This is a genomic window from Bradyrhizobium sp. JR4.1 (genome assembly GCF_040548605.1).
GTDB classification, from domain to species: domain Bacteria; phylum Pseudomonadota; class Alphaproteobacteria; order Rhizobiales; family Xanthobacteraceae; genus Bradyrhizobium; species Bradyrhizobium canariense.
The window spans coordinates 104947-130804 of sequence record NZ_JBEPRY010000007.1; the positions used below are offsets into that span (position 1 = coordinate 104947).

The following is a 25858-nucleotide window of genomic DNA, read 5'->3' on the forward strand; positions in this document are numbered from 1 at the left end:
GGGCGATTAAGTTCTGTCGGCCGACTGTGCCTCGACCGCCTGCACGGCCACGCTCGCGACCTGCTGCAATGCCTCGCGATCGGAGCCTGAGGACGCCATCACGCCCATGCCGACCGAGACGGCCGAGACGTAGCGCGCGAGTGCCGCGGGATCCGAGGTCGGCTTGAGATCGCCTTCGGCCTTGGCGCGGATGAAACGGTCGCGAAGCTGGTCCTCGTTCTCCGCGCGGCGGGCGGCGAGCTCGAAGGGGACGCTCTCTGATCCGGTGCCGCACGCAATGCCGCCCTGCACGAGCAGGCAGCCGGGCGGGTTGGCCGGATCGGTCTGCTTGTCGGCGATGCCCATCAGCATCCGTTCGGCGACGTCGCGGGCGGTGGGCGCAGCCACCACCTCGTCCATCCAGACGTTGCGCAGTTTTGTATAGCGGTCGAGCGCGGCCTTCAGCAGCCCTTCCTTGTTGCCGAAACAGGCATAGAGGCTGGGCGGATTGATGCCCATAGCCTCGGTCAACTGAGCGATCGTGGCACCCTCATAGCCATGGCGCCAAAACACTTCCATCGCCTGATCCAACGCCGTCTCGGCGTCGAATTCGCGGGGGCGTCCCATGCCCATGTGCCTGTTCTCCTCGAAATCGGCGTCGTCCCTGACCTAACGCCTGATCCTATCTATTTGTTCTCGCTTTATTTTCTCTTCCACTTGCCAACTCTTGCGGTAAGCGGCTACAATTTTCTTAGCGGACGGTACATAAGTATCTTGCGCTGCGGTATCCAGCTCCACATCTGTAGTGAACACTACATATCTGGAGCGCGCAAATGCCCCCCTCCCAAAATACCTCTCGCCCTGACCGTGTCCGCCGCCTTCTCGGCGGTGTCGCCATCGTGGGCGCTCTCGTCGTAGCCGGCTCGATCGCGACCGGCCATTACTTTCGTGCCGCGCAGGCGACCGCGACCGCCGCGGCCGAGCAAGCCGTCCCCGTCACTGTCGCGCTGATCGAACCAAAGCAGACGGTGCTCTGGGACGATTTCTCCGGCCGGCTCGAGGCGATCCAACGCGTCGAGCTTCGCCCGCGCGTGGCTGGCGCGATCCTGTCGGCCAACTTCACCGAAGGCGCGCTGGTGAAGGCCGGTGACGTTCTGTTCAAGATCGATCCGGCGCCTTACGCGGCCGAGGTCGACAAGGCCGCCGCCCAGGTCGAAGCGGCGAAAGCGCGCGTGGTGTTCACGCAGAGCGAGCTCGAGCGCGGCGCGCAGCTGGTCGGCAACGCCGTGGTGACGCGGCGCGACTACGACCAGCGCGACAATGCCTACCGCGAGGCCATCGCCAACGTGAAGGCGGCCGAGGCGACGCTCCAGACCGCAAAGCTCAATCTCGACTACACCGAGGTGCGCGCGCCCGTGGACGGCCGCGTCGGCAAGATCGAGATCACCGTCGGCAATCTCGTCGCCGCCGGCACCGCCTCCCCCGTGCTGACCTCGCTGGTCTCGGTCAATCCGATCTACGCGTCGTTCGATGCGGATGAGGAGGTGGTGCTGCGGGCGCTGAACTCGATCGCAGATGCCTCCGGCAAGCGCGGCAATTTAGACCAGATCCCGGTGGAGATGACGACCTCAGGCGGCCTCTCGGCCAAGGGCCACATCCAGCTCATCGACAACCAGGTCAACGGCCAGAGCGGCACCATCCGTGTCCGCGCGGTGTTCAGAAACGAGGACGGGCGTCTCATCCCCGGTCAGTTCGCCCGCGTGCGCATGGGCCAGCCAAAGCAGCAGGCGCTGGTCATGATCGACGAGCGCGCGATCGGCACCGACCAGGACAAGAAGTTCGTGATGGCGGTCGGCGACGACAGCCGCGCGGTCTATCGGCCGATCACGCTCGGGGGCGCGGTCGATGGCTTGCGCATCGTCACCGCGGGCCTGAAGTCCGGCGACCGCATCGTCGTTAACGGCCTCCAGCGCGTGCGCCCGGGCGCCCTGCTTAAGACGGAGATCGCGGCAATGGGCGCGCGCGGGCCGCAGCAGGCCTCCAACCACAGTAATCAGGACGTCGTGCAGCGTTAGCGTCTCCGCCATGCCGGAACGCGCGGCCAGCGCGAGCCGGATTGTCGAATTGGTTGAACTACCAAGACATCACTTCTGGATTTCCAGGTTTGCGGGCTTTGCCCGCGCCCGGGAATGACGGGAGAGCTGTCTCTCGCGCAGGGGCAAAGCCATGAATCTCTCGAAGTTCTTCATTGATCGTCCGATTTTTGCCGGCGTCTTGTCGGTCCTGATCTTCCTCGCCGGCCTGATCTCGCTGTTCGCGATGCCGATCTCGGAATATCCCGACGTCGTGCCGCCCTCCGTCCTCGTGCGCGCGACCTATCCCGGCGCCAATCCCAAGGTGATCGCCGAGACGGTGGCGACTCCCATCGAGGAGCAGATCAACGGCGTCGAAGGCATGCTCTACATGTCGAGCCAGGCCACCACCGACGGCGCGATGACGCTGACGGTGACGTTCCGGCTCGGCACCGACCCCGATAAGGCGACGCAGCTGGTGCAGAACCGCGTGCAGCAGGCCGAGCCGCGCCTGCCCGCTGTGGTGCGCCAGCTCGGCATCATCACCAAGAAGTCGTCGCCCGACCTCACCATGGTCGTGCATCTGTTGTCGCCCAACGGGCGCTACGACATGACCTATTTGCGCAATTACGCCGTGCTCAACGTCAAGGACCGCCTTGCACGGATCGACGGCGTCGGCGATGTCCAGCTCTATGGCGCCGGCGACTATTCGATGCGGGTCTGGGTCGATCCGCAGAAGGCCGCCGAACACGGACTGACTGCGAGCGACATCGTCAAGGCAATCCAGGCGCAGAACGTCGAGGCGGCTGCCGGCGTGGTCGGCTCCTCCCCGAACGTCAAGGGCATCGACCTGCAGCTGTCCGTCAATGCGGAAGGGCGGCTCGCGAACGAAGAGCAATTCGGCGACATCGTGGTCAAGACCGGTACGCGTGGCGAAGTCGTGCGCTTGCGCGACGTCGCCCGCATCGAGCTCGGCGCGTCCGAATACGGCCTGCGCTCGCTGCTCGACAACAAGCAGGCGGTGGCGATCCCGATCTTCCAGGCGCCCGGTTCCAACGCGCTGGAGATCTCCGATCACGTCCGTGCCACCATGGCCGAGATCAAGAAGAACATGCCGGAAGGCGTGTCCTACCAGATCGTCTACGATCCCACCCAGTTCGTGCGCTCCTCGATCGAGGCCGTCATCCACACGCTGCTGGAGGCGATCGCGCTGGTGGTGCTGGTGGTGATCCTGTTCCTGCAGACCTGGCGCGCTTCGATCATTCCCCTGCTCGCGGTGCCGGTATCGATCGTCGGCACTTTCGCGGTGATGCACGTGTTCGGCTTCTCGATCAACGCGCTCAGCCTGTTCGGGCTCGTGCTCGCGATCGGTATCGTGGTCGACGACGCCATCGTCGTGGTCGAGAACGTCGAGCGCAATATCGAGGGCGGGCTGTCGCCGCGCGATGCGACCTATCAGGCGATGCGTGAAGTTTCCGGCCCGATCATCGCGATCGCGATGGTGCTGATCGCGGTCTTCGTGCCCCTCGCCTTCATCTCCGGCCTCACCGGGCAGTTCTACAAGCAGTTCGCGCTGACGATCGCGATCTCAACCGTGATCTCCGCCATCAATTCGCTGACGCTGTCGCCGGCGCTGTCGGCGCTGCTGCTCAAGGGACACAATGAGCCTAAGGACCGGCTGACGATCATCATGGAAAAGGGCCTCGGCTGGTTCTTCCGCGGATTCAACAAGGTGTTCACACGCTCGTCAGAGAATTACAGCGGCACCGTCACCAAGGTGATCTCGGGCAAGGCTGCGGTGATGGGGCTCTATGTGGTGTTGGTCGGCGTGACCGCGCTCCTGTTCCAGCAGGTGCCGAGTGGCTTCGTGCCGGGCCAGGACAAGCAATATCTGGTCGGCTTCTCGCGGCTGCCTGACGGTGCAGCGCTCGATCGCACTGAAGAGGTGATCCGCAAGATGAGCGACATCGCGCTGACCCAGCCCGGTGTCGAGAGTTCGGTCGCCTTTCCGGGCCTGTCGATCGCCGGCTTCACCAACTCCTCCAATGCTGGCATCGTGTTCTCCACGCTCAAGCCGTTCGACGAGCGCAAAGATCCTTCGCTCAGCGGCCCCGCGCTCGCGGCCGAGCTGAACAAGAAATATGCCGGCATCCAGGAAGCCTTCATCGCCATGTTCCCGCCGCCGCCGGTCAACGGCCTCGGCACCATCGGCGGCTTCAAGCTGCAGATCGAGGACCGTGCCGGTCTCGGCTATGAGGCGCTGAACGAGGCGACCAAGGCGTTCATGGCGGCGATGCAGAAGGCGCCGGAGATCGCCGGCGTGTTCTCGAGCTTCCAGGTCAACGTGCCCCAGCTGTTCGCCGACATCGACCGCACCAAGGCGCTCCAATTGGGCGTGCCCGTGACGGAGGTGTTCAACACGCTGCAGATTTACCTGGGCTCCTACTACGTCAACGACTTCAACAAGTTTGGCCGCACCTATTCGGTCCGGGTGCAGGCCGACGCGCCGTTCCGCGCCCGCGCCGACGACATCCGGCAGTTGAAGGTGCGCTCGTCCTCGGGCGACATGGTGCCGCTCTCGGCGCTGTTGAGCGTTCGCCAGAGCGCAGGTCCCGAGCGCGCGATCCGCTACAACGGCTTCCTGTCCTCCGACATCAACGCGGCGGCTGCGCCCGGCTTCTCCTCCGGTCAGGCGCAGGAGGTCGCGACGCGGATCGCGGCGGAGACGCTGCCGCCCGGCTTTGCCTTCGAATGGACCGACTTGACCTATCAGGAGTTCATCGCCGGCAATTCCGGACTGTGGGTGTTCCCGCTGGCGATCCTCCTGGTGTTCTTGGTGCTGGCCGCGCTCTATGAGAGCCTGACCCTGCCGCTCTCGATCATCATGATCGTGCCGATGGGCCTGCTGGCTGCGATGTTCGGCGTCTGGATCTCCAAGGGCGACAACAACGTCTTCACCCAGATCGGCTTGATCGTGCTGGTGGGCCTCTCGGCCAAGAACGCGATCCTGATCGTCGAATTCGCGCGCGAGCTCGAATTTGCGGGACGCACGCCGATCCGGGCTGCGATCGAGGCGAGCCGCTTACGGCTTCGTCCAATCCTGATGACGTCGATGGCGTTCATCATGGGCGTGCTGCCGCTGGTGCTCTCGACCGGTGCAGGCTCGGAGATGCGGCGCGCCATGGGCGTTGCCGTGTTCTCCGGCATGATCGGCGTCACCGTGTTCGGCCTGTTCCTGACGCCGGTGTTCTATGTGCTGCTGCGGACCGTTACCGGCATGAAGCCGCTGGTCCATCACGGCAGCGACATCAGCGCGGCACCGGTTCAGGGCGCCGGGCACTAGATCAGGGAAATCCCCGACAGCAACAACAGAACGAGCACGGTCTTCCGAAAGACCGTCTCGTTGACTCGGTGAAAGGCGATCACGCCGAGCGCGGAGCCTGCGAACAGCGCCGGCAGGCTGACCGCGAGATCGACGAAGACTTTCGACGACAGGTCCTGATGTCCGACCAGCAGCGCGATCGCGAACACCTGCATCGCGGCGATGAACGGCTGCACCAGGCCGCGCTGCTCGCTCTTGGGCATGCCGCGCATGTCGCACCAAATCGTCGGGATCGCGCCGGGCATCGCGGTCAGCCCGCCGACCAGCCCTCCCCCGAACCCGATCAACGCGACCCAGTGCCGCCCGACCGCCTCGCCGGCCGTCACCAGAGTCGGCCGCAGCAGCATGTAGGCCGCATAGAGTGCAACGATAATGCCGAAGCCGCGCCGGAGCAGATGCGTATCAGTGCTCTGGAGCAGCGATACCGCGATGGGAACGCCGATCAAGCCACCGACGATCAGCAGCAGACTGCCTTCCCAGCGAATATTGCGCCGAAGCGCCCACAGATTGGTCGCCTGCACGCCGATGCTGCACGCCATCATCAGCGGCACGGCTTCGAGCGGCTGAAACACCCGGAGCAGGATGGCGCCCGCCACTGCGGAAAAGGCAAATCCCGAGAGCCCGGAGACGAAGGCACCGGCGAACACGGCAACGCTGAGCAGCATCAGAGTCGTGACATCAGGCACAATCCGCCCTCCGGTCAGTCGTAGGGAATTTGCGAGACAGAGATATCGGCGCTCTCCGTGCAAGCGGCCGGCTCGAGTGGAGCCGACGGATGCGCGTAAGCATGAGATCGCTCCAGCATCGCGAGGCCGACCAGTTGGAGAGCAACGAGCGCCGCGGTCAGCGCAATGGCGACGATGCTGACGTTACGCACGTTCGAATTTGGGGTGGCCGGTCGTGCGCTCGCGCGGATCAACTCCGTTGGCATTTTCAAAAGCATCCTCTTCACGGGAGACGGGAATAATTTCATTCAAACACGGCGCTTCGTGCGGCTGGTCCAGCAGGTGGCGATAGCGTTGCAACACGCGCTGCGCGTCGATTTCCCGCTGCGCGCGGAGTATCGCGCCTATGCGGGCGACGATATCGCGGAACCTGCCTGTCAGAACCGGTGACGTCGTTCGCATGACAATCTCCTCTCAACCTGTTCGAGAGATTGACGGGATCCACTTCCGCCTACAGTGAGTTGCTTCACACAAATGCCTGACGCGTCGAACAACAGACCGTGTGATGTTCAGTAGAATAGCGCGTGGAAAATCGCGTCATTCGATCGAACGACGTGCGATAACTTTCTAATGATGCTTCTGATTGAACCTATTGCGAGCTGCAGCGACTCGCGTGTGTTTTTGAAGGCGTCTCAGTGCACGAGCAGATTGGAAAATCCAGCTGCGAGCTTGACGAGATCGGCCTGACGAGAAACGCCGGTCTTGGCGAACACGCGATGCAGATGCGTCTTCACCGTCGTCTCCGCGATACCGAGCGCAACCGCCGTCTCCGGCACGCCGCCGACATCGACGATCGACTGCAAGACCCTCAGTTCCGCAGGCGTGAGTTCGAAGGTGCGGTCAATGAGACCGGCACACGAGCGGCCGTCGAGCTCCGCTTTCCAGATGAACAAGGCTCCGACGGCCGAACTGCGCTCGGCCCTACCCTCGCGCAGCAGTGATGGCAGCGCGATGATTTGCGCGACGTAGTAAGAACCGTCATGCGACATCAGCGGAATTTTCCGTCCCGAAGATGCCGCCAACGCGACCTCGCTTGTGTCACGGAAAATATCGCGCAGGGCCGAATTAGCAGCGGAGGATCTTGCCACCAGCCGGCCCGAGACAGACCGCAGGACATCGTCGACGGCCAGGATCGTCGCCGCGGCCGGATTGCTGTGGACGATATGACAGGTCGAATCGAGCAGGATGACACCGGCATTCAGTTGGTCCACGACGTCGGCGAGCGCGATCGCGCGCTGCTGCTTCCGCTCGATCGCCCGGTTGATCAACAGCGCCCGGCTCGCATGCGGAGCCAGGAACTGCATCCGCGCCCGTTGCTCGGCATCGAGCATCTCCCTGCCCGGGATCACGGTCATCAGCATCGGAGACGGCGACTTCGACTGCTCCAGCACCACGTTGGCGACGTCGACGCAGCCCTGGGGGCGCAGCCATTCCTGGTAGAAGCGGCCGCGGCGATATTCGTCGAAATCCACGAGATCGGGGATGTTGCGCACCTCGCCATAGCGCGGAAGCCGAGCAAGCGGGTCGTACCGGGAGTAGGTCTCCGCATAGAGCTGAATGTAGTGCGGATCGACCCCGCAATAATAATGCGTCGCGCCTGATTTGCTGACCGGGTCCTTCGAAATCAGACCACAGGCCTGGCTGCCGATGAAGGCATTGAGCTTGACAACGACCTCGCTCCACAACTCCGGGTGGAGACCTGCGTCATAGATAGTCTCAATCAACTCGGACGGTTTTGGAAGTCGGGGCATCGGAAGAGCCAGTAGTGACACATGGAGATGGCGACATGTTCTTCATGCCCGGCGGCTCCTGTGAGTCTGGCGAGGGAGGGAAAGGTTCAATCCTGAGGGCGCAATGAGCCGCCTAGTTGACCAGCGGATTGGAGAATCCTGCCGCGAGCTTGACGAGATCGGCCTGACGCGAAACGCCCGTCTTGGCGAACACGCGATGCAGATGCGTCTTCGCCGTCGTTTCTGCGATACCGAGCGCGACTGCCGTCTCCGGGACGCCGCCAACCTCGACGATCGACAGGAAGACGCGCAGCTCGGCCGGTGTAAGGTCGAAAGTCCGCGCGATCAATTCGCCGTAGGACTGTCCGCCGAGCGATACCTTGCGCAGGAGCAGCGCACCGACGGCATCGACCACCCGCTCGCTGCCGTGCCGCAGGACCGAGGAGAGCGGCAGGATGTGCGCGACGTAGCGCTCGCCCGAGGGCGAAAGCAGCGAAAACGCCTGCCCCTTCGCGGCAAGCAGGGCAATTTCATTGCGGGCCGCGAACGCTTCCCGCAGCGTCTGATTGGCCTCCGCACTGCTGGTCACCAGTTGCCCGGCAACGGACCGAACCAGATCGTCGGCCGCAAGCAAGGCGTGCCCCGCGGAATTCGCGTGTACCAGCCGGCAGAAGCCATCGAGGAGGAAGATGCCGCAGGCAAGATTGTCCAGGACCTCCGCCAACGCCGTCGCCAACGTCAGTTGCGAGGTCATGGCGCGGTTGATCAGCAACGCACGGCTGGCGTGCGGCACGACCAGCGAGAGGCGGTGCTTCATCACCGGATCCACCATCCGGCGGCCCGACAGCACCGTCATCATCACGGGGCAGCTCGCATTCGAATTCTCGAGCACGACGTTGGCCGCATCGCTGCAACCCTGCGGCTGCATCCATTCCTGGTAAAAGCGTCCGCCCCGGTATTCATCGAAATTGACGAGATCGGGAATGCTGACGATCTGGCCGTGCGGCGGCAGGACCGTCAGCGGATCGAACTTCGAATGCGTCTCGGAATAGAGCTTGATGTAGTGCGGGTCCGCCCCGCAATAATAGTGCGTGACGCCGAATTTGCTGATGGAATCCTTGGAAAACAGTCCGCAGGCCTGGCCGCCCACGAAGTCGCGGATGCCGGTGACGACGTTGTTCCACAGCGAAGGATCGAGTCCGGCATCGTAGATGGCCTCGACGAGGTCGGGCAGCTTCCGCGGTCCGTGCATAGCTATAAATGGCCTATGTGATCAATATCACCAAGCATACCACAACCACAGCATGCGGCATCCTCCGATCGGAGGAGGCGCCGGCCGGGCAACGAACGGATATCCGTTTCGGGTGCTACTGATGCAGAGTCGCGATAGCGCACCGGGCCGCTCACACCTCGTCCCAGCCGACCTTCTCCAGATTCTCCGACCAGACGGCGGCGCGATAGATCTCGCGCCCGTCGGTGTCTCTGACCCGGATGCAGGCATCGCGGCCGCGCAAATCGTCGCGCCAGACGAACAGGTGGCTTGCCATCTCGTTGGCTACCACGAATGTCGCTTCGGGGCATTCGAACACCATGCCACCCGGATCGATCTTCACGATATTGCCGAGCATAAGATCAAAGAAAAAACGGCGCATGCAACACAACACTCCAACTGCGGGCGGCGCACGCCCGTGCCGTCTCCAATCGGCATTTGACCTGACATTCAATCGCGCGCGTTCACGACATCTCGCGGCTCCTGACGTCACTGGGCGTGGCGCCATAAGTCCGCCGGAAGCAGCGGTTGAAATAGGAGAGATCGCCGAAACCGACATCGTAGGCGATCGAGCTGACCGTCCGCTCGGCGTGTCCGGGTTCGCGCAACATGCGATGCGCACGCTTGACGCGTTGTTCGATCAGGAAGGACGAGAACGTCTTGCCGTCGGCCTCGAACAGGCGCTGGAGATAACGCGGCGTCACGCCGAGTTCCTGGGCAACCGTGGCCACCGACAAGTCCTGCCGCCAGCAATTGTTGGCGATGGAGACTTTGGCCTTCTGCAGCCGTGCCGCCTTGACGCCGCGCCGCCCGGCCAGCTCCCGCGGCTCGTTGGTGGCACCGAGGACGATTGCCAGAAGATCGTGCAGATGCCCGACCCCGAGCTTGCGCAAATTGGGCATCGCGAATGCCTTCTCCCGTACCAGCGTCACCGCGTAATCGACCAGCAGCCGAAGTCCCGTTGAACTCTCCGGCATGACCCGCATCACGGCGTCATCGACATCCACGATCATCGGCGCCAGCACGCGTCTCGGCACACGCAGCGAGAAACAGCTACCCAGCGACAATCGCTCGAACGTCGTGACGTCCTCCGCGCTCGTCAGGACAGCCTCTCCGGCACGGAGGCTCAGATCGTGCCCTCGCTCGGATATCCCAAGCACGCCGGATCGATTCACGATCAGGGCCAGACTATCATCGCCATCGGCAATCAGGTGCTTGGTGCGAATGATCCGCGCTCCGCACAATCCTCCGATCAGCAATTGGGCTTCCGGCAAGACGTGGGACGTGAAGCTCGCCGCGAACGGCTTTCCTTCCCTCACCTCGACCTCCGCCTTCAACACCCCGCGACAGTAGAAATCGCGAAGCAGCGGGATACGCTCGTTTTCGGGAATTTCGTTCGTTGAAACATTGATAACGGAAAAATCAAACTGGGTCACTGCAATCCTCCAACCGACGAGCAGGTCCGGCCGCGCGCTGTCGTTTCCTCACACTCGCGTTCGACGCTGTCGCGGCATCTCTTCGCCGGCGCTCGCTGCTCTTCACTTTTCTAGAACGCGATATACGAAAGTCTCAAATGACTCGCGTCCTGCATTCGGAGGACACCGGAGCTTGGCTCATCACAATGGATTGAGATTGCGGCACATAGCCGGCGAACCATGTGAAATAAATCACAAGGCATCGTCACCGTCGTTCGTGCGATGCGCGAATGGAACGGCAAAGCCGGTGGCAATCTTGACCAAGTCGGCCTGCCTGCCGGCGCCAGTCTTCTCGAACAGGCGGCCGAGATGCGTCTTCACGGTCGTTTCGGCGATGCCGAGCTTTGCCGCAATGTCGGGAACGCCGCCAATCTCGATAATTGCCATCAATACGCGCAATTCGGACGGTGTCAGCCTGAAGGCCGCAGCGATCGCATCGGCTGCGAGCCATGTCGCCGCCGATGCCTTCTGAACGAACAGCACCGTGGCTGCAGCATCTCGCGATGGAGTGCGATCGCGCTTCAAGGGAAAAGCGTGGAGCAGATAGTGCTGCCCATCAACTGATGTCGCAAGCTCGATCTGACGGCGGGCAGCGGAACGAGTTTCGTTGCCCGCATCGATTTCGCACAGGCCGCGGAATATTTTGTCCGTCTGGGTGTTGCGGGCCACGATCCGGTCACCGACCATTGCGAGCAGGCTGGCATCGGCGAACAGCCCGCGGGATGCTGCGTTGGCATGCACGACCCGGCCATCTGCGTCGAGCAGGCAGATCGCCGTGCTCAGCCCATCGAGGACATCGGCAAGGTCGTCCACGGTATGCGAGCGTGCCCTGATCTGCCGGCCCATGATTCTGGAACGCTGGAGGTGCGGAGCGAGCAGCCGCATGCGCTCGCGCATCGGCTCGTCAACGAGTCCGCGCGAGCGGTGGCGCAACACCTGCAGGATCGTGGTGCGTGTCTCCGACTTCTCGAGCGCGACGGTTGCAAGGTCAATCGCTCCTTGTGGTTCCACCCACTCGCGATAGAAGCTCGTTGCCAGGAAATCCGCCTGAGTCATGATGTCGGCGACGCCGATCGTCTGCTCCGCCGCGAGCGTGAGATGACGATCCAGCAGAGGGTCCAGCTCCACATATCGGTCGCGATAAAGCTGGCGGAAGCGGGATTCGGTGCCAAAATGCTCGTGGATCTCGATCGAGAGCCGGGCTCTGTCCCTGGACAGGATGGTCGCGGCACATCCGCCGACGAAATGCGAAACCTGTTCCAGCACCCCGCTGCGCAACGCGGGATCGACCGCCGCGTCGTAGATCTCGCCGACGAGGGACGAAAATCGATTTGCGTGGAGGATTGTCATCGGCCGGACGATGCAATCTGCGTATGGCTCGCGCGCGAGAGAGAGATCGCGATCCGGGGCCAGGCGGAGGAGACGGGCCGGTCAATCGCCGCCTTCGACGCGGAGAAAACGTTGCAACGAAATGCTGGAATATCGAACATCGTCCTTGCGTAACGTCAACCGCAGGATGCGGCTTGGACGTTTTCGCCAAAGACTAGGATAAATGCGAACAGCGCGCGGACTGTGTGCGATGAGTCACGTGTGCGATGCGTCAGGCGCCGGTCGCGCTGCAGAACCCTTTCGCCACCGATCCCGCCGGCCTCGCATCCGGCCCCGGCAACCTACTTGCGATTCTCCTCGCAGAATTTCAGCGCCGCCAGCGCTTCACCGGCACGCGGCACCTGTATCTCGATGCTGTCGTCGTCATCGTCCTCGAAATCGAGCGAGAGACGCTTGGCCCTGGACAGCCGGTCCATCATGGACTGATCGTATTCGAAAATGCCGCGCACGGTGGTCTTGTCCATGACCTCCCACTTGGCCTTCTTCATGATATCGGCGTCATCGGTTCCGACATCGGCTCGGAGGATCTCGCCCGCCTTGTCCCACTCCCAGCCGTCATAGATCATGACGATGACGATCGCCTTCTCGGAATAGGTGATGACGATGACGTAGTCCCGGTTCTCGTCTTCCTTGTCCTTGTAGCCGCGGCTCGCATTGCAATGTGCGTCCTGCGTGCGCTTCTCGATGGTCCAGTCGCCGACTTTGGATTGTTGCGCCTGCACCGGTCTTGCGGTCAAAGCGACTGCGCTCAAGGCGCCGGCCAGCAACCCGGCGGCGAGAAGAGATCGTTTCATGTCAGCCTCCAGCGTGTTCCCCGGACCGAGATGACCACCTCTGCCGGTGACCCGCAAGGGCTTCGGGCGGCTGCGTAGGGCGCCGACCCTGCCCTACTCCCGCCGCGGCACGATCGCGATCGGGGTGAAGGTGTAAACCTCCTCGCCGTTCTGGTTGAACATGGTCCATTTCACCAGCGCGATGCCCTGCGGCTTCGACTTCGACGGCGTGAGGCTGATGACCTCCCCGACCAGATGCAGGCGGTCATCGGGCCGTACCGGGATGGTCCAGCGCAGCCCGTCGACGCCGGCGCCGATCAGCGGATGCGGGCCGAAGGGGCGGGTCTGGATCGCGAGGCTCATGGCAATCGCGGCGGTGTGCCATCCCGAGGCAGCGAGACCCCTGAACAGGGTCCGCTTGGCGGCTTCATGGTCGAGATGCATCGGCTGCGGATCGAACTCGGCCGCGAACCGCTTGATGTCGGCCTCGGTGACGTGAACTTCGGGGGATTTGAACTGCATTCCAATGGTGAGATCGTCGAACCACTCGACCTGCGCCATGATTTCGCCTCGCAATGTGATGCGCCGCCTCGCGGCTAACAGGGTTGAGCAAGAGCGGGATGTAGCGGCTCCGCAGCGCACAAACCAGCCTGGGGCTCCCCCAAGAAACCCGTTTCCAGATGCGACGAAACACGCCTGAAACAGATGGCCGGTTATCTAGTTGTCAAAATCATACAGGGACGGCCATCATGCAATTCTTCCTCGACCTGATCTGGGATTACTCCTGCTGTCAGCACCTCGTCGCCCTACCGCTGCAGGAGGACGAGCTATGATCGAACTGATCTCGGCCTTGCTTGCGCTTTGCAGCGTCGGCGTTTTTGCAGCGCACGCGGTAGATGCCTATCGCACCACACATTACTGATAGGCACTGATAGGCCCACCCTAGAACGGCCGCCGGTAGAAGTGCTCCGAATGTGTTGCCGGCGGAAACCTGTTGGCGAGCGCGAGAGCTCCCCTTTCGTCGGTCTCGAGCGCGATCTTCTGTGCGAGCATGACGTCGCCGGGGACGAGAAAGCCTGACGGGACGAAGCACCACCCCATCGTCGCATTTCCGGCCGCGTCGATCTCATGGACATTTGCGGCGGTGCCATAATGGATGCGATACGTCTTGCCGGTATCGCAGCCGACGACATCGAAATGCCGGTACTGCTCGAATTGCGCGCGCTGCGCCGGTGACAGCCATTCGGCCAGGAGCCGGCGACCCCGGGCATCCGGCGTGTTCTCGCCGAAGAAGCGCCGATAGAGTTCGCGTAGCGCATGCAAACGCGCACGCGCCGGCGCGCGGAGCCAGACTGCCGCGATCATGAGCAGCTCAGATCAACCGCCGACCAGGCGGGGATAGAACAGCGTTTCCTGCGCGGTCGGGTCAAACGATCGGATCCGGGTGACTTCGCCAGGTCCGGTTCGCAGCGCGGCGGTGAAGCCCGCTCCGGTCAGCTCCCGAAAGCGCCGCTCGGCCCGAGCCAGCGCTTCGGCATTGCCAGGATCAAACTCGTGGCGCGTGTCGCCAGTCTGGTCCATCACGATCTGGGTTGCCATGTTGAGTCTCCTCATGCCCAGCCCTGTTCGATCAAAGCAAACCTCGTGCCGTCGGTTCCAGTTGGCAACAACTTTCTCTTGCCCGCGCATCACGCCTTGCTGAGCAGGAGCGTGTCCAAGCGAAGTGGATGCCGGTTCGCCTAAGGAAAACGCGCCAAAACAAGGAGCCAGAGCCCCGTTCGAAACGGGGCTCTGGTCAGCGCGAGGCGGCCGTACCTCCGCCCTCATCGATCTGCCGTCCCATCAGGGCGATCGCCTTCTGATAAACGCCGGCGGCATTCCAGGCTTCGATGGCGGCGAAATTCGGCTCGCCCGGCTGGTAACCCGCTCCGGCACGCCAGCCATGGGCTTTCAGGAAATTCGCTGTCGAGTTCAGCGCATTGGCGGCAACTTCGAGATTGCCGGTGCCGTAGGCCAGGATGTTCTTGGGCATGAACTGGGTCTGACCGACTTCGCCGTGCATCGAGCCGCGGGTTGCCCCCGACAGCGTGCCGCGATCGATCAGCTTCAGCGCCGCATAGAGCTGCTCGGTGAAGAATTCGGGACGGCGGCAGTCATAGGCGAGCGTCGCAATCGAGGAGAGCATGTTCTGGTTGCCGCGCTGGCTGCCGAATCCGGTCTCCATGCCCCAGATCGCGATCAGCGGCCCCGGCGGGACGCCATAGCGCTGCTGGATCGAGGCGAACAAGGCGGCCTGCGAGTTCTTGAGCTGACGCCCCTTGGCGACGATGGTGGTGGCGCCGCGCTTGGCGAGGAACTGGTCGAGCGACAGCGAGAAGCTGCGCTGGCCGCGGTCGGCCGCGATGGTGGCACTCGCGTAATTGGTCTGCATCAGCGCCGCGAGCGCGGTCTGGCCGATGCCCTTGCCCTGCGCTTCCGCACTGAACTCGCGCTTCCAGGTCTCGAAGCCTGCCGACGAGCTGCCGCATTGCGCGGCGTGGGCGGCGGGCGCCAGGCAGCCGAGCAGCGTCATCGCCCCAAAAACCGCCCCCGCCACAGTTCTGCCCCTGATCATCTCGATGTCCTCTCTCTGGCGCGATCCAATGCCCGAGCTTACCCGGACGAAGGCGCCGACTCCATGGCGTGATCATACGACAGTTCCAGTCCGTCCAAATTGCCCTCCTTACGCCACTTGTCGAGCAGCCGCAGGAATGCCACCGGCCCGCGCCAATACTGGCTGTTTCTCGCCGCGATCGGATCGAACACGCCTTCATTGTTGTAGTAGCCGGGCGTGCATTCAGCGAGATAGGTCTGGCGGCCGAGCGCGGCTTTGACCACCTCCTCGACCCAGGCGTTCTCGGCATCGAGCGTCGGCTCCAGCGTCCGCGCTTTGCGCTTGCGCGCCTCGGCGATCACATAGGCGATGTGCTGCGACTGCTCGTCGATGATGTGCGGAAAGTTGGCGCTCTGGCCGGCCTGCACCATGACGATCAGGAAGCAGTTCGGGAAGCCGCGGCTGTAGAAGCCATGCATCGTCTTGATGCCGTCGCGCCAGCGCTCGGACAGGCGCGTGCCATCGCGTCCATAAATCTCGAAGCCCATACGACGGGCGTAATCGGTACCGACTTCGAAACCGCTGGCATAGATCAGGCAGTCGAGTTCGTAGGCGTGGCCGTCGACCACGACGGCATTCTCGGTGATGCGATCGACGCCCTGTCCCCTGGTATCGACGAGATGCACATTGGGACGATTGAACGTGTCGAGATATTCGTCGTGGAAACACGGCCGCTTGCAGAAGGCCTTGTACCAGGGCTTTAACGCCGAAGCAGTCATCTCATCCTTGACGATCGCATCGACGCGCGCCCGGATCTCTTCCATCTTGCGATAATCAGCCTGCTCGATGACCTTGAGCGCCTCCTCGATCGAGGTCACCGGCTGGGGCTGGCGGCGCGGCGCCAGCAGGATCTCGCCGAGCAGGCCGGTCCAGCCGTCCTGCACCAGATCCTGTTCGAATGGCTCGCCCGAGATCACGGCGGTGAAATTGTCCATGCGTTCGCGCTGCCAGCCAGGCCTGAGCCCCTGCGCCCAGCTCTGATCCGTCGGGCGGTCGTCGCGCACGCCGATCGCCGACGGCGTACGTTGGAAGACGTAGAGCTCCTTGGCCGAGCGGCCGAGATGCGGCACGCATTGCACGGCGGTGGCGCCGGTGCCAATGATCCCGACGCGCTTGTCGCCAAGACCGGTCAGACCACCTTCGGCCGTGCCTCCGGTGTAGGCGTAATCCCAGCGGCTGGTGTGGAAGCTGTGTCCTCTGAAGCTTTCGATGCCGGGAATACCCGGCAGCTTCGGACGGCTCAACGGGCCGCCAGCGAGGATGACGAAGCGCGCGCCGATGCAATCACCGCGATCGGTCTCGACCAGCCAGCGTGCCTCGTACTCCTGCCATTCCATGCGCGTGATGACGGTCTGAAACAGAGCGCGCTCATAGAGGCCGAAGTGACGGCCGATGCGGCGCGAATGTTCGTAGATCTCGGGTGCTCGCGCATATTTGCGCACCGGCATGTAGCCGGTCTCTTCCAGCAACGGCAGGTAAATGTAGCTCTCGGTATCGCAGGCCGCACCAGGGTAGCGATTCCAGTACCAGGTGCCGCCGAAATCGGCGGCCTTTTCCACGACCCGGAAATCATCGATGCCGGCTTCGCGCAGTCGCGCGCCACACAGAAGGCCGCCGAAGCCGCCGCCGACGATGAGCACCTCGTTCTGTTCGCTGACGGCCTCGCGCGCGAATCCGGAATTGGCCCAGGGATCGTCGAGATAGCGCCCGAACTCGCCGGTCATCTCGACATATTGCGCCTTGCCTTCGGCGCGCAGGCGCCGATCGCGCTCGTCGCGATAGCGCGCACGGAGTGCGTCAATGTCGAGTGTAGATTCGCCGGCTGCACCGGTCTTGTGTCTTTCCGCTGACATTCATTTCCTCCGGGGCGGAAACTGCTTCGCCGGCAGCTCGCATCACTTAGCCCTGAAAAAGAGACGCATGCAATCACGTCCCTCGCTTTTTACGTGAACGTCGCGTGGCGTTCCGCTAACCTCAAGCGCACATCACAAGCGCACGCCATGCAACGACATGGCGGTCCGGAGGAGACGATGCAGGGATTGATGATGGACATGCCGCTCCTGATCAGCGGCCTGATCCAGTATGCGGCCGATTATCACGGCGAGGCCGAGGTCGTCGCCCGCGAGATCGAGGGCGACATCCATCGCTACACCTATGCCGACGCCCATCCGCGCATCAAGCGCATGGCATTGGCCCTCAAGAGGCTCGGCATGATGCCCGGCGACAGGGTCGGCACGCTGGCCTGGAATACGCACCGTCACTTCGAGATGTTCTATGCCGCGCCGGGCATGGGCTACGTGTTGCACACCGTCAACCCGCGGCTGTTTCCCGAACAACTCGTCTACATCGTCAATCACGCCGAGGACCGCCTGCTGTTCATCGACCGCGCCACGCTGCCGATCGTGGAGGCAATCGCGCCGCAGCTCACATCGATCGAAGCCTATGTCGTGATGTCCTCGCGCGAGCGGATGCCGGAGACCAGGCTTGCCAACGTCCATTGCTACGAGGACCTGCTGGAGAACGAGCACGACGCCGGCTTCGTCTGGCCGGAGTTCGACGAAAAGTCGGCGTCCACGATCTGCTACACCTCCGGCACCACCGGCAATCCGAAGGGCGTAATCTATTCGCACCGCGCCGCGATCCTGCAGACCATGGTCTCCTGCAATTTCGACTTCCTGCCCGGGCACCTGGAAGGCGTGCGCGAGGTGATGATGCCGATGGCGCCGCTGTTCCACGGCAACGGTTGGAACATGCCGTTCACCGCGCCCTATACCGGCTCGAAGCTGGTGCTGCCCGGCCGCAATTACGAGCCGGACAAGCTCTACGAATTGCTCGAAGGCGAGAGGGTGACGCTGTCCGCGGGCGTGCCGAGCTTCTGGCTGATCCTGCTCGACTGGTTAGGGCGCACCGGCAACAGGTTCTCGACACTTCGTGCAACATTGTCGTCAGGCTCGGCACCGCCGCGCGCAATGGTCGAGAAGCTCAAGCGCGAGTACGACGTCGACTACGTCCAGGCCTGGGGCATGACCGAAGCCTTGGGCTGCTCGATGCCTGGCCTGCGGCCGGGCTCCGAGCATCTCGACGACAAGGAGAGGTTCGACCGCCGCCAGGTGTCCGGCCGCGCCTGTTTCGGCACCGCCTTGCGCATCGTCGACGACGGCGGCAACGAGCTGCCGCGCGACGGCAAGAGCGTCGGCCATCTGCGCGCGCGGGGACCGTGGGTTGCGTCCGGCTACATGAAACTCGACGAAGGCCTCGACCGCGACAGCTGGCTGATCACCGGCGACATGGCCGTGATCGACCCACAGGGCCACGTCACGCTGACCGACCGCTCCAAGGATGTAATCAAGTCCGGAGGCGAATGGATCTCCTCGATCCAGCTCGAGGACGTCGCCTTGTCTCACCCCGATGTGCTGCAAGCCGCCGTGGTCGCGATCAACCATGAGAAATGGCAGGAGCGGCCTCTGCTCCTCGTCGTCCGCAAGAAGGGCACGACCGTCGACGGCAAGACGCTACTCGACCACATGCGCCCCAAGATCGCGAGCTGGTGGATGCCCGACGCCGTCGAGTTCATGGACGAGTTCCCGATGACCGGCACCGGCAAGGTGCTCAAATCCGCGCTGCGCGAGAAATTCAAAGAGTATCGCGTCGCCTGAGCCGATTGCGCACCGGCCTGTCCATCGATTGAGGAGACCAAAGATGCTCTACTCGATGTCCCCCAAAATCGTTGAGCTCAAGCGCAGGCTCGAAAGTTTCATGGACCGGCACATCTATCCGAACGAGGAACGTTTTTATCGCGAGGCGGAGGAGCTGGGCCCCTGGAAGGTCTATCCGGTCGTCGAGGAGCTGAAGCCGCTGGCGCGCGCTGAAGGCCTCTGGAATCTGTTCCTGCCGGACTCCGGCTACGGTGCGGGCCTCACCAACCTCGAATATGCCCCGCTCTGCGAAGTCATGGGCCGCTCGCATCTCGCGCCCGAAGTCTTCAACTGTTCGGCGCCCGATACCGGCAACATGGAGGTGCTGGAGCGCTATGGCACGGAGAACGACAAGGAGCGCTGGCTGAAGCCGCTGCTCGCTGGCGAAATCCGCTCCTGCTTCGCCATGACCGAGCCCGCCGTCGCATCGTCCGATGCGACCAACATCGAAAGCTCGATCGTCCGCGACGGCGACCATTACGTCATCAACGGCCGCAAATGGTACACCACCAACGCGACCGACCCGCGCTGCAAGATCTGCATCTTCATGGGCAAGACCGATCCTGACAATGCGGACCGCCACAAGCAGCAATCCATGATCCTGGTGCCGATGGACACAGCGGGCGTCGAGGTCAAGCGTCCCCTGCCCGTGTTCGGCTTCTACGGCGTGCCCGACCGTGCCTCCGAGGTCGTCTTCACCGATGTGCGCGTGCCCAAGGAGAACATGCTGCTCGGCGAGGGCCGCGGTTTCGAAATCGCGCAGGGACGCCTCGGCCCCGGCCGCATCCACCATTGCATGCGGCTGATCGGGCTCTCCGAGCGCACACTGGAGAAGATGTGCCGCCGGGTGCGCAGCCGCGTCGCCTTCGGCAGGCCGGTTTCCGAGCAGACGGTGACGCAGGAGCGAATCGCTGAAGCCCGCATCATGATCGAGCAGGCCCGGTTGCTGACGCTCAACGCCGCCCACGCGATGGATACCGTCGGCAACAAGGTGGCGAAAGCCGAGATCGCGATGATCAAGGTCGCTGTGCCCAACATGGCCTGCCAGATCATCGACTGGGCGATCCAGGCCCATGGCGGCGGCGGCACGTCGAACGATTTCGGATTGACGCAGGCCTACGCGACCGCGCGCTTGCTGCGTCTCGCCGACGGCCCGGACGAGGTCCACAGGAACCAGATCGCGCGGTTCGAGCTGAAGAAATATTCGAACGCGTAAAACACTGCACTCGCCGGAAGCACAGTGCCATCTTCCCTTCTCCCCTTGCGGGAGAAGGTGGCGCGAAGCGCCGGATGAGGGGTATCTATCCGCGGAGACAGACCCCTCACCCGAGTGAGCGTGCATCAACCAGCGGAGATGCCCTCTCCCGCAAGGGGCGAGGGCACAATGACAAGCAGCCGATTGCAACCAGCGCCTTGGCGCCCTCGCCTCAGTTCACCACGTACACATCCGGATCGAAGCTGGAGCTCGGCTTCTTGAAGGCGTTGCGCAAGGCGCCCGACATCGGGACGTTGTAGTTGAGGCCGTTCGGCGGCGTCGGCGATTCCAGCCACTTCTTGTAGAGGACCTCGATCTCCTGGCTGGCGTATAGCTCCGCGGTGGCGCGGTCGGCGAGCGCCTTGAACGGCGCGTCCTCCCGCCGCAGCATGATCCCGTAAGGCTCGGGCTTCGAGAACGTCTCCTCGCTGATCATGAACAGCTGCGGCTCCTTCGAGCGCGCGATCGCGACCGCGAGCTGCACGTCGTCGAGCGCGTAGGCCTGGGCGCGGTCGGTTTCCAGCAACAGGAAGGCCTCGGCCTGGTCCTTGGCCGGCATCACGTTGATGCCGAGATTGCGCTCGGTGTTGACCTTGGCGAGCTGCGTCAAATTGACCGAGCCAGCCACCGCCGTCACCGCTTTGCCCTTGAGATCGTCGATGGTGTTGATCTTCGCGGCTTTCTTGGCCGCAAATCGCGTCGCGCTGAGAAAGTGCGTGTTGGTGAAGGCGACCTGCTTCTGGCGATCGGCATTGTTGGTGGTCGCCGAGCAATGCAGGTCGAGCGTCCCGTTGACCATCAGCGGAATCCGGTTCGACGACGTCACGGCGATGGTGTCGACGGCGATGTCGGGCATACCAAGCTGTTTCTTCACGGCATCCACGATCCTGAGGCAGATATCCATGGCAAAGCCGACCGGCTTCTGGTTGCCATCGAGATAGCTGAACGGGACCGAGGCCTCCTGATAGCCCAGCGTGATCTTCTTGGTCTCTTTGACTTTCTGAAGCGTACCCGACAGGTCTTCGGCGGAGGCGGCAGTTGCAAGGCATGTGAAGGCCAGGACAACAGTGGGTAAACGCATTGGGAACTCCTCGAGGAGGCTCGCGCCTCCATGCCGGGCGCAGCAATCGCTCCCTTGATAGCGCAGGCCCGCGACAGCCGCCACACGAGCTTGCATCTATCAGCTATCGCGGCTTGCGATATGGTGACCGGCCGTTTGTCTCTGTGGAGTCAGGGCAGCTCAAGCGCCAGGATGGCGCTTACGCATCGATACCGCGCTGGACCAGGATCCGCTCGGCGCTGTCGTTCCAGACATCCATCTTGGTGATCTGGCCATTCCGGACCACGAAGCGGTCGACGTAGCGGTTGCCCTCGAACGCGGTCCCATCCATCCATTCGCCGTAGAGCGTGCCGACGCTATAGACCACGGTCTCGCCGTCGCCGGGGCAGACGTCGAACCGATCCATCTTCTTCTTGACCCAGCGGTAGCGCTTGGCGTTGAACCCGGTCGGGCCCCGCGGATGATCGAACTCGCGCCCGCCGGTAAAGGTGATCACCGTGCCCGGCGCCATATAGGCCGCCGCGGCGTCCGGATCGGGGATCATCGACGCCGTGAGATAGGCTTCAACGATCTCGGCGTCGGACGACGGACCGGCTTCGGCTTTTGCGGTAGCGGACATGGCTCATTCTCCCGGGGTTGCGGAATACTACCGCCGCTCTCGGGGAATACGTGCATATATTTTGAACATTTCCGTCGCTACACTGCCGACAATCTGGAGCCGCCAAACGCGGCCGAATGCACTAAATTCCTTCCCCAAGAGCCATGACAACGCAACCCGCCTTTGACCTAATCTTTCGCAACGCCTTGCTGCGTGGTGCCGCCGACCCGATGGACATCGGCGTCACGCGCGGCCGGATCACCGCCATCGAACCGACGCTCGCCTGCGAGGCCGTTGAGGTCGATGTCGGAGGGCGTCTCGCCCTGCCCGGCTTCGTCGACAGCCACATCCACCTCGATAAGGCCTGCCTGCTCGGCCGCTGCGGGCATGATCACGGCAGCGTCTCCGAAGCGATCCGCGCCGTCTCCGGGATGAAGAAGGATTTCTCGGTCGAGGACGTCTACGCGCGCGGCGCCCGGGTGCTCGAACGTGCCATCGTCCACGGCACCACGCGCATGCGAACCCACGTCGAGATCGATCCGCGCATCGGCTTGCGCGGATTCGAGGCGGTGAAGGCGCTGAAGCGTGACTATGCCTGGGCGATCGACCTGTCGCTCTGTGTCTTTCCGCAGGAAGGCCTCACCAACGATCCCGGCAGCGAGGAGCTTCTGATCAAGGCGCTGCGCGATGGGGGCGCGGTGATCGGCGGCTGTCCTTACACGGACACCGATCCGAACGCCCATCTCGCACGCATCTTCGACCTCGCCGAGGCGTTCGACGTGGACGTCGATCTCCATCTCGATTTTGATCTCAATCCCTCCTGGTGGCACCTCGACGAGGTCTGCCGGCAGACCGAGCGGCGCAACTACGGGGGCCGCGTGGCAATCGGCCATGCGACGAAGCTCTCCGCACTGCCACCGGAGCGGCTGAGGGCCGCCACTGCGCAACTGGAGAAGGCCGGCGTAGCCGTCACCGTGCTGCCGGCAACCGATCTCTATTTGATGGGGCGCGAGGCGACCCACAACGTGCCACGCGGGCTGACGCTCGTCCACAAGCTCGCCGGCGACGGCGTGCTGTGCTCGATCGCGACCAACAACGTGCTCAATCCCTTCACGCCGTTCGGTGATGCCTCACTGCTGCGAATGGCGAATTTCTACGCCAACGTCGCGCATGCCTCGGTCAACGACTTCGATACCTGCCTTGATCTCGTGACCGAGCTGCCGGCGCGGCTGATGAACCTCGGGGATTACGGCATCGAGGTTGGGAATCCGGCCGATCTCGTTGTGCTCGACACGCAAGACAGCCGCTTCGCCATCGCCGAGCTGCCGGATATCGTGATGGGCTTCAAGAGCGGCCGACAGACTTTTGCATGGCAACGGCCCACTCTATTTCGCCCTGGTTCCTGATCCGCTCTCAATGCATATCTGCATTGAAGGGCAGCTTATTACCGAGCAGCTTCCGTTCGATGTTACCGCTGATCGTTCCGCAATTCCAAATCCGGTAGATTCCCGGATAGTAGATTCTTGCTGATTCTCGATAGCTGCGCGCATTGCAAGTCCCGCGGTACCGGCCAATAGTAGGGCCTGCACTGAAGTCTGCATTCAACGGGGAAGCATCGACATGTTCAGCGCATTCAGCAGCATCGACACTCACTCCATTCGAACGAGAACGCCAAGCGAGGCCGCCCTGAAGCGGCTCGACGGCATCGGGCACGTCCTGTCGGACCTCGATCTGGCGGGCGTCCGGACACAGGATGACCTGACGCGCATGCTCCTGACGCTCGATACCGCCGACAAGTGTATTCGATCGATCCGCGCAGAATTCCGGACCGAAGCCGCGAACGATCGGCTGGCCCGCAAGACGGAAGACCTGATGGCGTTGATCGAACGCGCCCGCGACGAGCTCACTGGCTCTCGCACGGCAAAGTCCTGAGCAGGAGCCACCCTAGCTCTCGCGATTGATCTTCGCCAGGATTCGGTCCGCCTCGGTGCGCCAATCAGCGCTGCAGGCGAACTCCTTGGTGCCTTTCGTTCCGAACAGGCCCTCATCGGCGAGGTCCGCCACCCAGGCCTGCCGCTCGGCGGTGCCCTGCGCGGACCACGGCGTCAGCCCCGCTTCACGCACGGTCTCGGCGACCTCGCGTACTTCCTCGGCGCGGCGGCGGCCATGCTCGATCACGCGCTGGAAGCAATAAGCGCCCTGCTTCTCCCAATCGATCGTGGGAAAGGTTTCCGCCAGCGAAGCCAGTACCGCATCCTCGACGCCATAGGCGCGCGCGGTGGTGAAGCTCTCGATCACCATGGCCTCCAGGCCCTTGATCATGATGCTGCGACACATCTTCACCGCCGAGGAAACCCCGAGCTTGTCGCTCGCAACCTTTGCCGCAAAACCGATCGCGTTCAAGAGCGGCTCGAGTTCCCTGGCGTCGGGACCACCGAGCAGCAACGGCACCTTGATGCGATAAGGCGGCACCGACGTCATCACCGCGCCCTCGACATAACGTCCGGCGGCCCCATCGATCAGCGCGGCAGCGCACTGCTTGGCGCCGGGAGACGCCGAATTGAAATCCAGGAACCAGGTGCCTTGATTGATCGCGGCCGCGCAGGCCTCTGCCACCGGGACGGCCTGGCTCGCCGTGACCGCGGAGATGATGAAATCGGACTTCGCGGCCAGCTCGGCGTGAGACGCCGCCAGCGCCACACCGAATTTCGCCGCATGCTCCATCAGCGGTGCGCCCTGCTCGCCCCCGAGCTTGATGTCAAAGGCTGTGACCGTGATGTCCTGCTGGCGCAAATCCTCGGCCAGGATCCTGCCGACCTCGCCGTAACCGACCAGTCCGATCTGCCATCGCCTGGGATCGCCCGCCATCAGTTCAGTCCTCGTGTTGTTGCGTCGAACAGCTCCTCGACAGCATAGCGGCGCGGGATCAGCGCCTGCTGGAACGCGTAGTCGACGATCAGCTCCAGCGACCTTCTGTTCGCTTCGATTCCGAACGGAACAAGGTCCGGCGTTGCCGCAGGCCCCGCCTGCGCCTTGTTTTGCTTGAGCAGATCATAGACGCCCGAAACCACGTCAGGACGCGATTTCGCCAGCTGCTCGGTCACGACCACGAGATGGTTGACCGGGACCACGCCGCGGCGCGCGTACCATATGGCGGCTTCCGCGGCCGGATCGGGGAACAGCGGCCTCAGTTTCGGATCGCTCGAGGCCTCACCGAGGACGGCGTCGAGCTCGCCGTCGAGCAGCATCTGCAAGATCTTCTTGCCCTTCGGCGCGCGCTCGGTGGTGTCGACATATTCGGCGACGTGCGGATCCTCGAAGGTGACCCAGCGGATCTTGCCGAGGTTGACGCCGTAGTCGTTGGCGAGGATGCCCCTGATCCAGGCTCCGGTCGTGGTCGTGAAGGAGCGGATGCCGATGCGCTTGCCTTCCAGATCGGACGGCCCAAGCGTTCCACGCGCAGGATTATAGAGCGCGTAGGAGTGCTGAAAGCGGCCGAGCATGGCTGCAGGCAGCAGCACCAGCGGCTTGCCATGCGCCTTCGCCATCAGATAGGTGACGATTGCCATCTCGCAGACGTCGAAGGCCTGCTCGCGCACCATCGGTTTGAACGCAGTGTTGGTCGGCGTGTATTCGATAAAGTCGAGGTCGAAGCGGTCGGAGCGGAGCTCGCCGCTCTTCACCGCCTCGACATGGCGGTGACTGCCGAGCACGGCCTTCAGCTTGAGACGATCCATCGGCCCACTCCGCTTCTCGAGAGCATGATCCGGAAAAGTGTGAAGCGGTTTTCCGAATAGATCAT

The 25858-nt window shown here is 63.1% G+C and carries 24 protein-coding genes; 7 read left to right on the forward strand and 17 right to left on the reverse strand.

Annotated features, from left to right (window positions below; genetic code table 11):
• Positions 1 to 6: 6 nt before the first annotated feature.
• A complete protein-coding gene (locus tag ABIB90_RS17030) occupies positions 7 to 612 on the reverse strand; it encodes a TetR/AcrR family transcriptional regulator (protein ID WP_007592368.1) in 606 nt (201 codons plus the stop codon).
• Between the two features lie 200 nt (positions 613 to 812).
• Between ABIB90_RS17030 and ABIB90_RS17035 the strand changes: the two genes are divergently transcribed.
• Both ABIB90_RS17035 and ABIB90_RS17040 read left to right on the forward strand, forming a co-directional pair.
• On the forward strand, positions 813 to 2054 hold the full coding sequence (locus tag ABIB90_RS17035) for an efflux RND transporter periplasmic adaptor subunit (protein WP_354161327.1): 1242 nt from the start codon (positions 813 to 815) through the stop codon (positions 2052 to 2054).
• Between the two features lie 151 nt (positions 2055 to 2205).
• On the forward strand, positions 2206 to 5394 hold the full coding sequence (locus ABIB90_RS17040; protein ID WP_007592372.1) for an efflux RND transporter permease subunit: 3189 nt from the start codon (positions 2206 to 2208) through the stop codon (positions 5392 to 5394).
• Here the strand turns inward: ABIB90_RS17040 and ABIB90_RS17045 are convergent.
• A complete protein-coding gene (locus ABIB90_RS17045; protein WP_354127889.1) occupies positions 5391 to 6119 on the reverse strand; it encodes a sulfite exporter TauE/SafE family protein in 729 nt (242 codons plus the stop codon). The two genes, ABIB90_RS17040 and ABIB90_RS17045, sit on opposite strands and share 4 nt — an antisense overlap.
• Before the next feature lie 165 nt (positions 6120 to 6284).
• Here ABIB90_RS17045 and ABIB90_RS17050 point away from each other — a divergent pair, with 165 nt between their 5' ends.
• A complete protein-coding gene (locus tag ABIB90_RS17050; protein WP_219684632.1) occupies positions 6285 to 6548 on the forward strand; it encodes a hypothetical protein in 264 nt (87 codons plus the stop codon).
• A gap of 242 nt (positions 6549 to 6790) precedes the next feature.
• Here ABIB90_RS17050 and ABIB90_RS17055 read toward each other — a convergent pair whose 3' ends face one another.
• The 11 genes from ABIB90_RS17055 to ABIB90_RS17105 all read right to left on the reverse strand — a co-directional run bounded on the left by ABIB90_RS17055 (position 6791) and on the right by ABIB90_RS17105 (position 17301).
• Positions 6791 to 7909 (reverse strand): helix-turn-helix transcriptional regulator, encoded by a 1119-nt coding sequence (locus tag ABIB90_RS17055; protein ID WP_219684631.1) that lies wholly within the window; start codon positions 7907 to 7909, stop codon positions 6791 to 6793.
• 112 nt (positions 7910 to 8021) lie between these two features.
• A complete protein-coding gene (locus tag ABIB90_RS17060; protein ID WP_354161322.1) occupies positions 8022 to 9140 on the reverse strand; it encodes a helix-turn-helix transcriptional regulator in 1119 nt (372 codons plus the stop codon).
• Between the two features lie 151 nt (positions 9141 to 9291).
• On the reverse strand, positions 9292 to 9540 hold the full coding sequence (locus ABIB90_RS17065) for a DUF6894 family protein (RefSeq protein ID WP_007592384.1): 249 nt from the start codon (positions 9538 to 9540) through the stop codon (positions 9292 to 9294).
• Positions 9541 to 9622: 82 nt separating this feature from the next.
• Positions 9623 to 10594 (reverse strand): helix-turn-helix transcriptional regulator, encoded by a 972-nt coding sequence (locus ABIB90_RS17070; protein ID WP_007592387.1) that lies wholly within the window; start codon positions 10592 to 10594, stop codon positions 9623 to 9625.
• Between the two features lie 231 nt (positions 10595 to 10825).
• Positions 10826 to 11983, reverse strand: coding sequence for a helix-turn-helix transcriptional regulator (locus ABIB90_RS17075; RefSeq protein ID WP_354161319.1), 1158 nt, complete (start codon positions 11981 to 11983; stop codon positions 10826 to 10828).
• A 320-nt stretch (positions 11984 to 12303) separates the two neighbouring features.
• Positions 12304 to 12816, reverse strand: coding sequence for a hypothetical protein (locus ABIB90_RS17080; protein WP_354161316.1), 513 nt, complete (start codon positions 12814 to 12816; stop codon positions 12304 to 12306).
• A 93-nt stretch (positions 12817 to 12909) separates the two neighbouring features.
• Entirely contained in the window at positions 12910 to 13356 is a 447-nt protein-coding gene (locus ABIB90_RS17085) for a MaoC family dehydratase (protein WP_354161313.1), read from the reverse strand.
• A 381-nt stretch (positions 13357 to 13737) separates the two neighbouring features.
• On the reverse strand, positions 13738 to 14160 hold the full coding sequence (locus tag ABIB90_RS17090) for a hypothetical protein (protein WP_007592397.1): 423 nt from the start codon (positions 14158 to 14160) through the stop codon (positions 13738 to 13740).
• A gap of 12 nt (positions 14161 to 14172) precedes the next feature.
• Entirely contained in the window at positions 14173 to 14394 is a 222-nt protein-coding gene (locus tag ABIB90_RS17095; protein WP_007592399.1) for a hypothetical protein, read from the reverse strand.
• A gap of 196 nt (positions 14395 to 14590) precedes the next feature.
• Positions 14591 to 15409 (reverse strand): lytic murein transglycosylase, encoded by an 819-nt coding sequence (locus ABIB90_RS17100; protein WP_354161309.1) that lies wholly within the window; start codon positions 15407 to 15409, stop codon positions 14591 to 14593.
• 38 nt (positions 15410 to 15447) lie between these two features.
• Entirely contained in the window at positions 15448 to 17301 is a 1854-nt protein-coding gene (locus tag ABIB90_RS17105; RefSeq protein ID WP_354161306.1) for a flavin-containing monooxygenase, read from the reverse strand.
• 177 nt (positions 17302 to 17478) lie between these two features.
• Between ABIB90_RS17105 and ABIB90_RS17110 the strand changes: the two genes are divergently transcribed.
• Both ABIB90_RS17110 and ABIB90_RS17115 read left to right on the forward strand, forming a co-directional pair.
• A complete protein-coding gene (locus ABIB90_RS17110) occupies positions 17479 to 19104 on the forward strand; it encodes a long-chain fatty acid--CoA ligase (protein ID WP_354161303.1) in 1626 nt (541 codons plus the stop codon).
• 43 nt (positions 19105 to 19147) lie between these two features.
• Positions 19148 to 20359 (forward strand): acyl-CoA dehydrogenase family protein, encoded by a 1212-nt coding sequence (locus tag ABIB90_RS17115; protein WP_354127877.1) that lies wholly within the window; start codon positions 19148 to 19150, stop codon positions 20357 to 20359.
• A gap of 211 nt (positions 20360 to 20570) precedes the next feature.
• Here the strand turns inward: ABIB90_RS17115 and ABIB90_RS17120 are convergent, their stop codons facing one another.
• The gene (locus ABIB90_RS17120; RefSeq protein WP_354127876.1) at positions 20571 to 21479 is read right to left on the reverse strand and encodes an amino acid ABC transporter substrate-binding protein; all 909 of its coding nucleotides are present in this window, start codon (positions 21477 to 21479) and stop codon (positions 20571 to 20573) included.
• Between the two features lie 178 nt (positions 21480 to 21657).
• Positions 21658 to 22077, reverse strand: a complete 420-nt coding sequence (locus ABIB90_RS17125; protein WP_354127875.1) for a nuclear transport factor 2 family protein — start codon at positions 22075 to 22077, stop codon at positions 21658 to 21660.
• A 143-nt stretch (positions 22078 to 22220) separates the two neighbouring features.
• On the opposite strand from ABIB90_RS17125, the gene ABIB90_RS17130 reads away from it, so the two are divergent.
• A complete protein-coding gene (locus ABIB90_RS17130; RefSeq protein WP_354161297.1) occupies positions 22221 to 23462 on the forward strand; it encodes an amidohydrolase family protein in 1242 nt (413 codons plus the stop codon).
• Between the two features lie 214 nt (positions 23463 to 23676).
• The gene (locus ABIB90_RS17135; RefSeq protein WP_354161294.1) at positions 23677 to 23988 is read left to right on the forward strand and encodes a hypothetical protein; all 312 of its coding nucleotides are present in this window, start codon (positions 23677 to 23679) and stop codon (positions 23986 to 23988) included.
• A gap of 12 nt (positions 23989 to 24000) precedes the next feature.
• Here the strand turns inward: ABIB90_RS17135 and ABIB90_RS17140 are convergent, their stop codons facing one another.
• Positions 24001 to 24924, reverse strand: a complete 924-nt coding sequence (locus tag ABIB90_RS17140) for a DUF1932 domain-containing protein (protein ID WP_354161291.1) — start codon at positions 24922 to 24924, stop codon at positions 24001 to 24003.
• Positions 24924 to 25793 carry a substrate-binding domain-containing protein gene (locus tag ABIB90_RS17145; protein ID WP_354161288.1) on the reverse strand — a complete coding sequence of 290 codons (870 nt, stop codon included), beginning with the start codon at positions 25791 to 25793 and terminating at the stop codon, positions 24924 to 24926. Before ABIB90_RS17145 ends, ABIB90_RS17140 begins: the two co-directional genes overlap by 1 nt.
• Between the last annotated feature and the right edge of the window lie 65 nt (positions 25794 to 25858).

Excerpts from the sequence above, each read along its gene's own strand:
- ABIB90_RS17030 (WP_007592368.1), bottom strand. The coding sequence starts at position 612 with ATGGGCATGGGACGCCCCCGCGAATTCGACGCCGAGACGGCGTTGGAT.
- ABIB90_RS17035 (WP_354161327.1), top strand. The coding sequence starts at position 813 with ATGCCCCCCTCCCAAAATACCTCTCGCCCTGACCGTGTCCGCCGCCTT.
- ABIB90_RS17040 (WP_007592372.1), top strand. The coding sequence starts at position 2,206 with ATGAATCTCTCGAAGTTCTTCATTGATCGTCCGATTTTTGCCGGCGTC.
- ABIB90_RS17050 (WP_219684632.1), top strand. The coding sequence starts at position 6,285 with ATGGCGACGATGCTGACGTTACGCACGTTCGAATTTGGGGTGGCCGGT.
- ABIB90_RS17055 (WP_219684631.1), bottom strand. The coding sequence starts at position 7,909 with ATGCCCCGACTTCCAAAACCGTCCGAGTTGATTGAGACTATCTATGAC.
- ABIB90_RS17060 (WP_354161322.1), bottom strand. The coding sequence starts at position 9,140 with ATGCACGGACCGCGGAAGCTGCCCGACCTCGTCGAGGCCATCTACGAT.
- ABIB90_RS17065 (WP_007592384.1), bottom strand. The coding sequence starts at position 9,540 with ATGCGCCGTTTTTTCTTTGATCTTATGCTCGGCAATATCGTGAAGATC.
- ABIB90_RS17075 (WP_354161319.1), bottom strand. The coding sequence starts at position 11,983 with ATGACAATCCTCCACGCAAATCGATTTTCGTCCCTCGTCGGCGAGATC.
- ABIB90_RS17080 (WP_354161316.1), bottom strand. The coding sequence starts at position 12,816 with ATGAAACGATCTCTTCTCGCCGCCGGGTTGCTGGCCGGCGCCTTGAGC.
- ABIB90_RS17085 (WP_354161313.1), bottom strand. The coding sequence starts at position 13,356 with ATGGCGCAGGTCGAGTGGTTCGACGATCTCACCATTGGAATGCAGTTC.
- ABIB90_RS17090 (WP_007592397.1), bottom strand. The coding sequence starts at position 14,160 with ATGATCGCGGCAGTCTGGCTCCGCGCGCCGGCGCGTGCGCGTTTGCAT.
- ABIB90_RS17095 (WP_007592399.1), bottom strand. The coding sequence starts at position 14,394 with ATGGCAACCCAGATCGTGATGGACCAGACTGGCGACACGCGCCACGAG.
- ABIB90_RS17100 (WP_354161309.1), bottom strand. The coding sequence starts at position 15,409 with ATGATCAGGGGCAGAACTGTGGCGGGGGCGGTTTTTGGGGCGATGACG.
- ABIB90_RS17105 (WP_354161306.1), bottom strand. The coding sequence starts at position 17,301 with ATGTCAGCGGAAAGACACAAGACCGGTGCAGCCGGCGAATCTACACTC.
- ABIB90_RS17110 (WP_354161303.1), top strand. The coding sequence starts at position 17,479 with ATGCAGGGATTGATGATGGACATGCCGCTCCTGATCAGCGGCCTGATC.
- ABIB90_RS17115 (WP_354127877.1), top strand. The coding sequence starts at position 19,148 with ATGCTCTACTCGATGTCCCCCAAAATCGTTGAGCTCAAGCGCAGGCTC.
- ABIB90_RS17120 (WP_354127876.1), bottom strand. The coding sequence starts at position 21,479 with ATGCGTTTACCCACTGTTGTCCTGGCCTTCACATGCCTTGCAACTGCC.
- ABIB90_RS17125 (WP_354127875.1), bottom strand. The coding sequence starts at position 22,077 with ATGTCCGCTACCGCAAAAGCCGAAGCCGGTCCGTCGTCCGACGCCGAG.
- ABIB90_RS17130 (WP_354161297.1), top strand. The coding sequence starts at position 22,221 with ATGACAACGCAACCCGCCTTTGACCTAATCTTTCGCAACGCCTTGCTG.
- ABIB90_RS17135 (WP_354161294.1), top strand. The coding sequence starts at position 23,677 with ATGTTCAGCGCATTCAGCAGCATCGACACTCACTCCATTCGAACGAGA.
- ABIB90_RS17140 (WP_354161291.1), bottom strand. The coding sequence starts at position 24,924 with ATGGCGGGCGATCCCAGGCGATGGCAGATCGGACTGGTCGGTTACGGC.
- ABIB90_RS17145 (WP_354161288.1), bottom strand. The coding sequence starts at position 25,793 with ATGGATCGTCTCAAGCTGAAGGCCGTGCTCGGCAGTCACCGCCATGTC.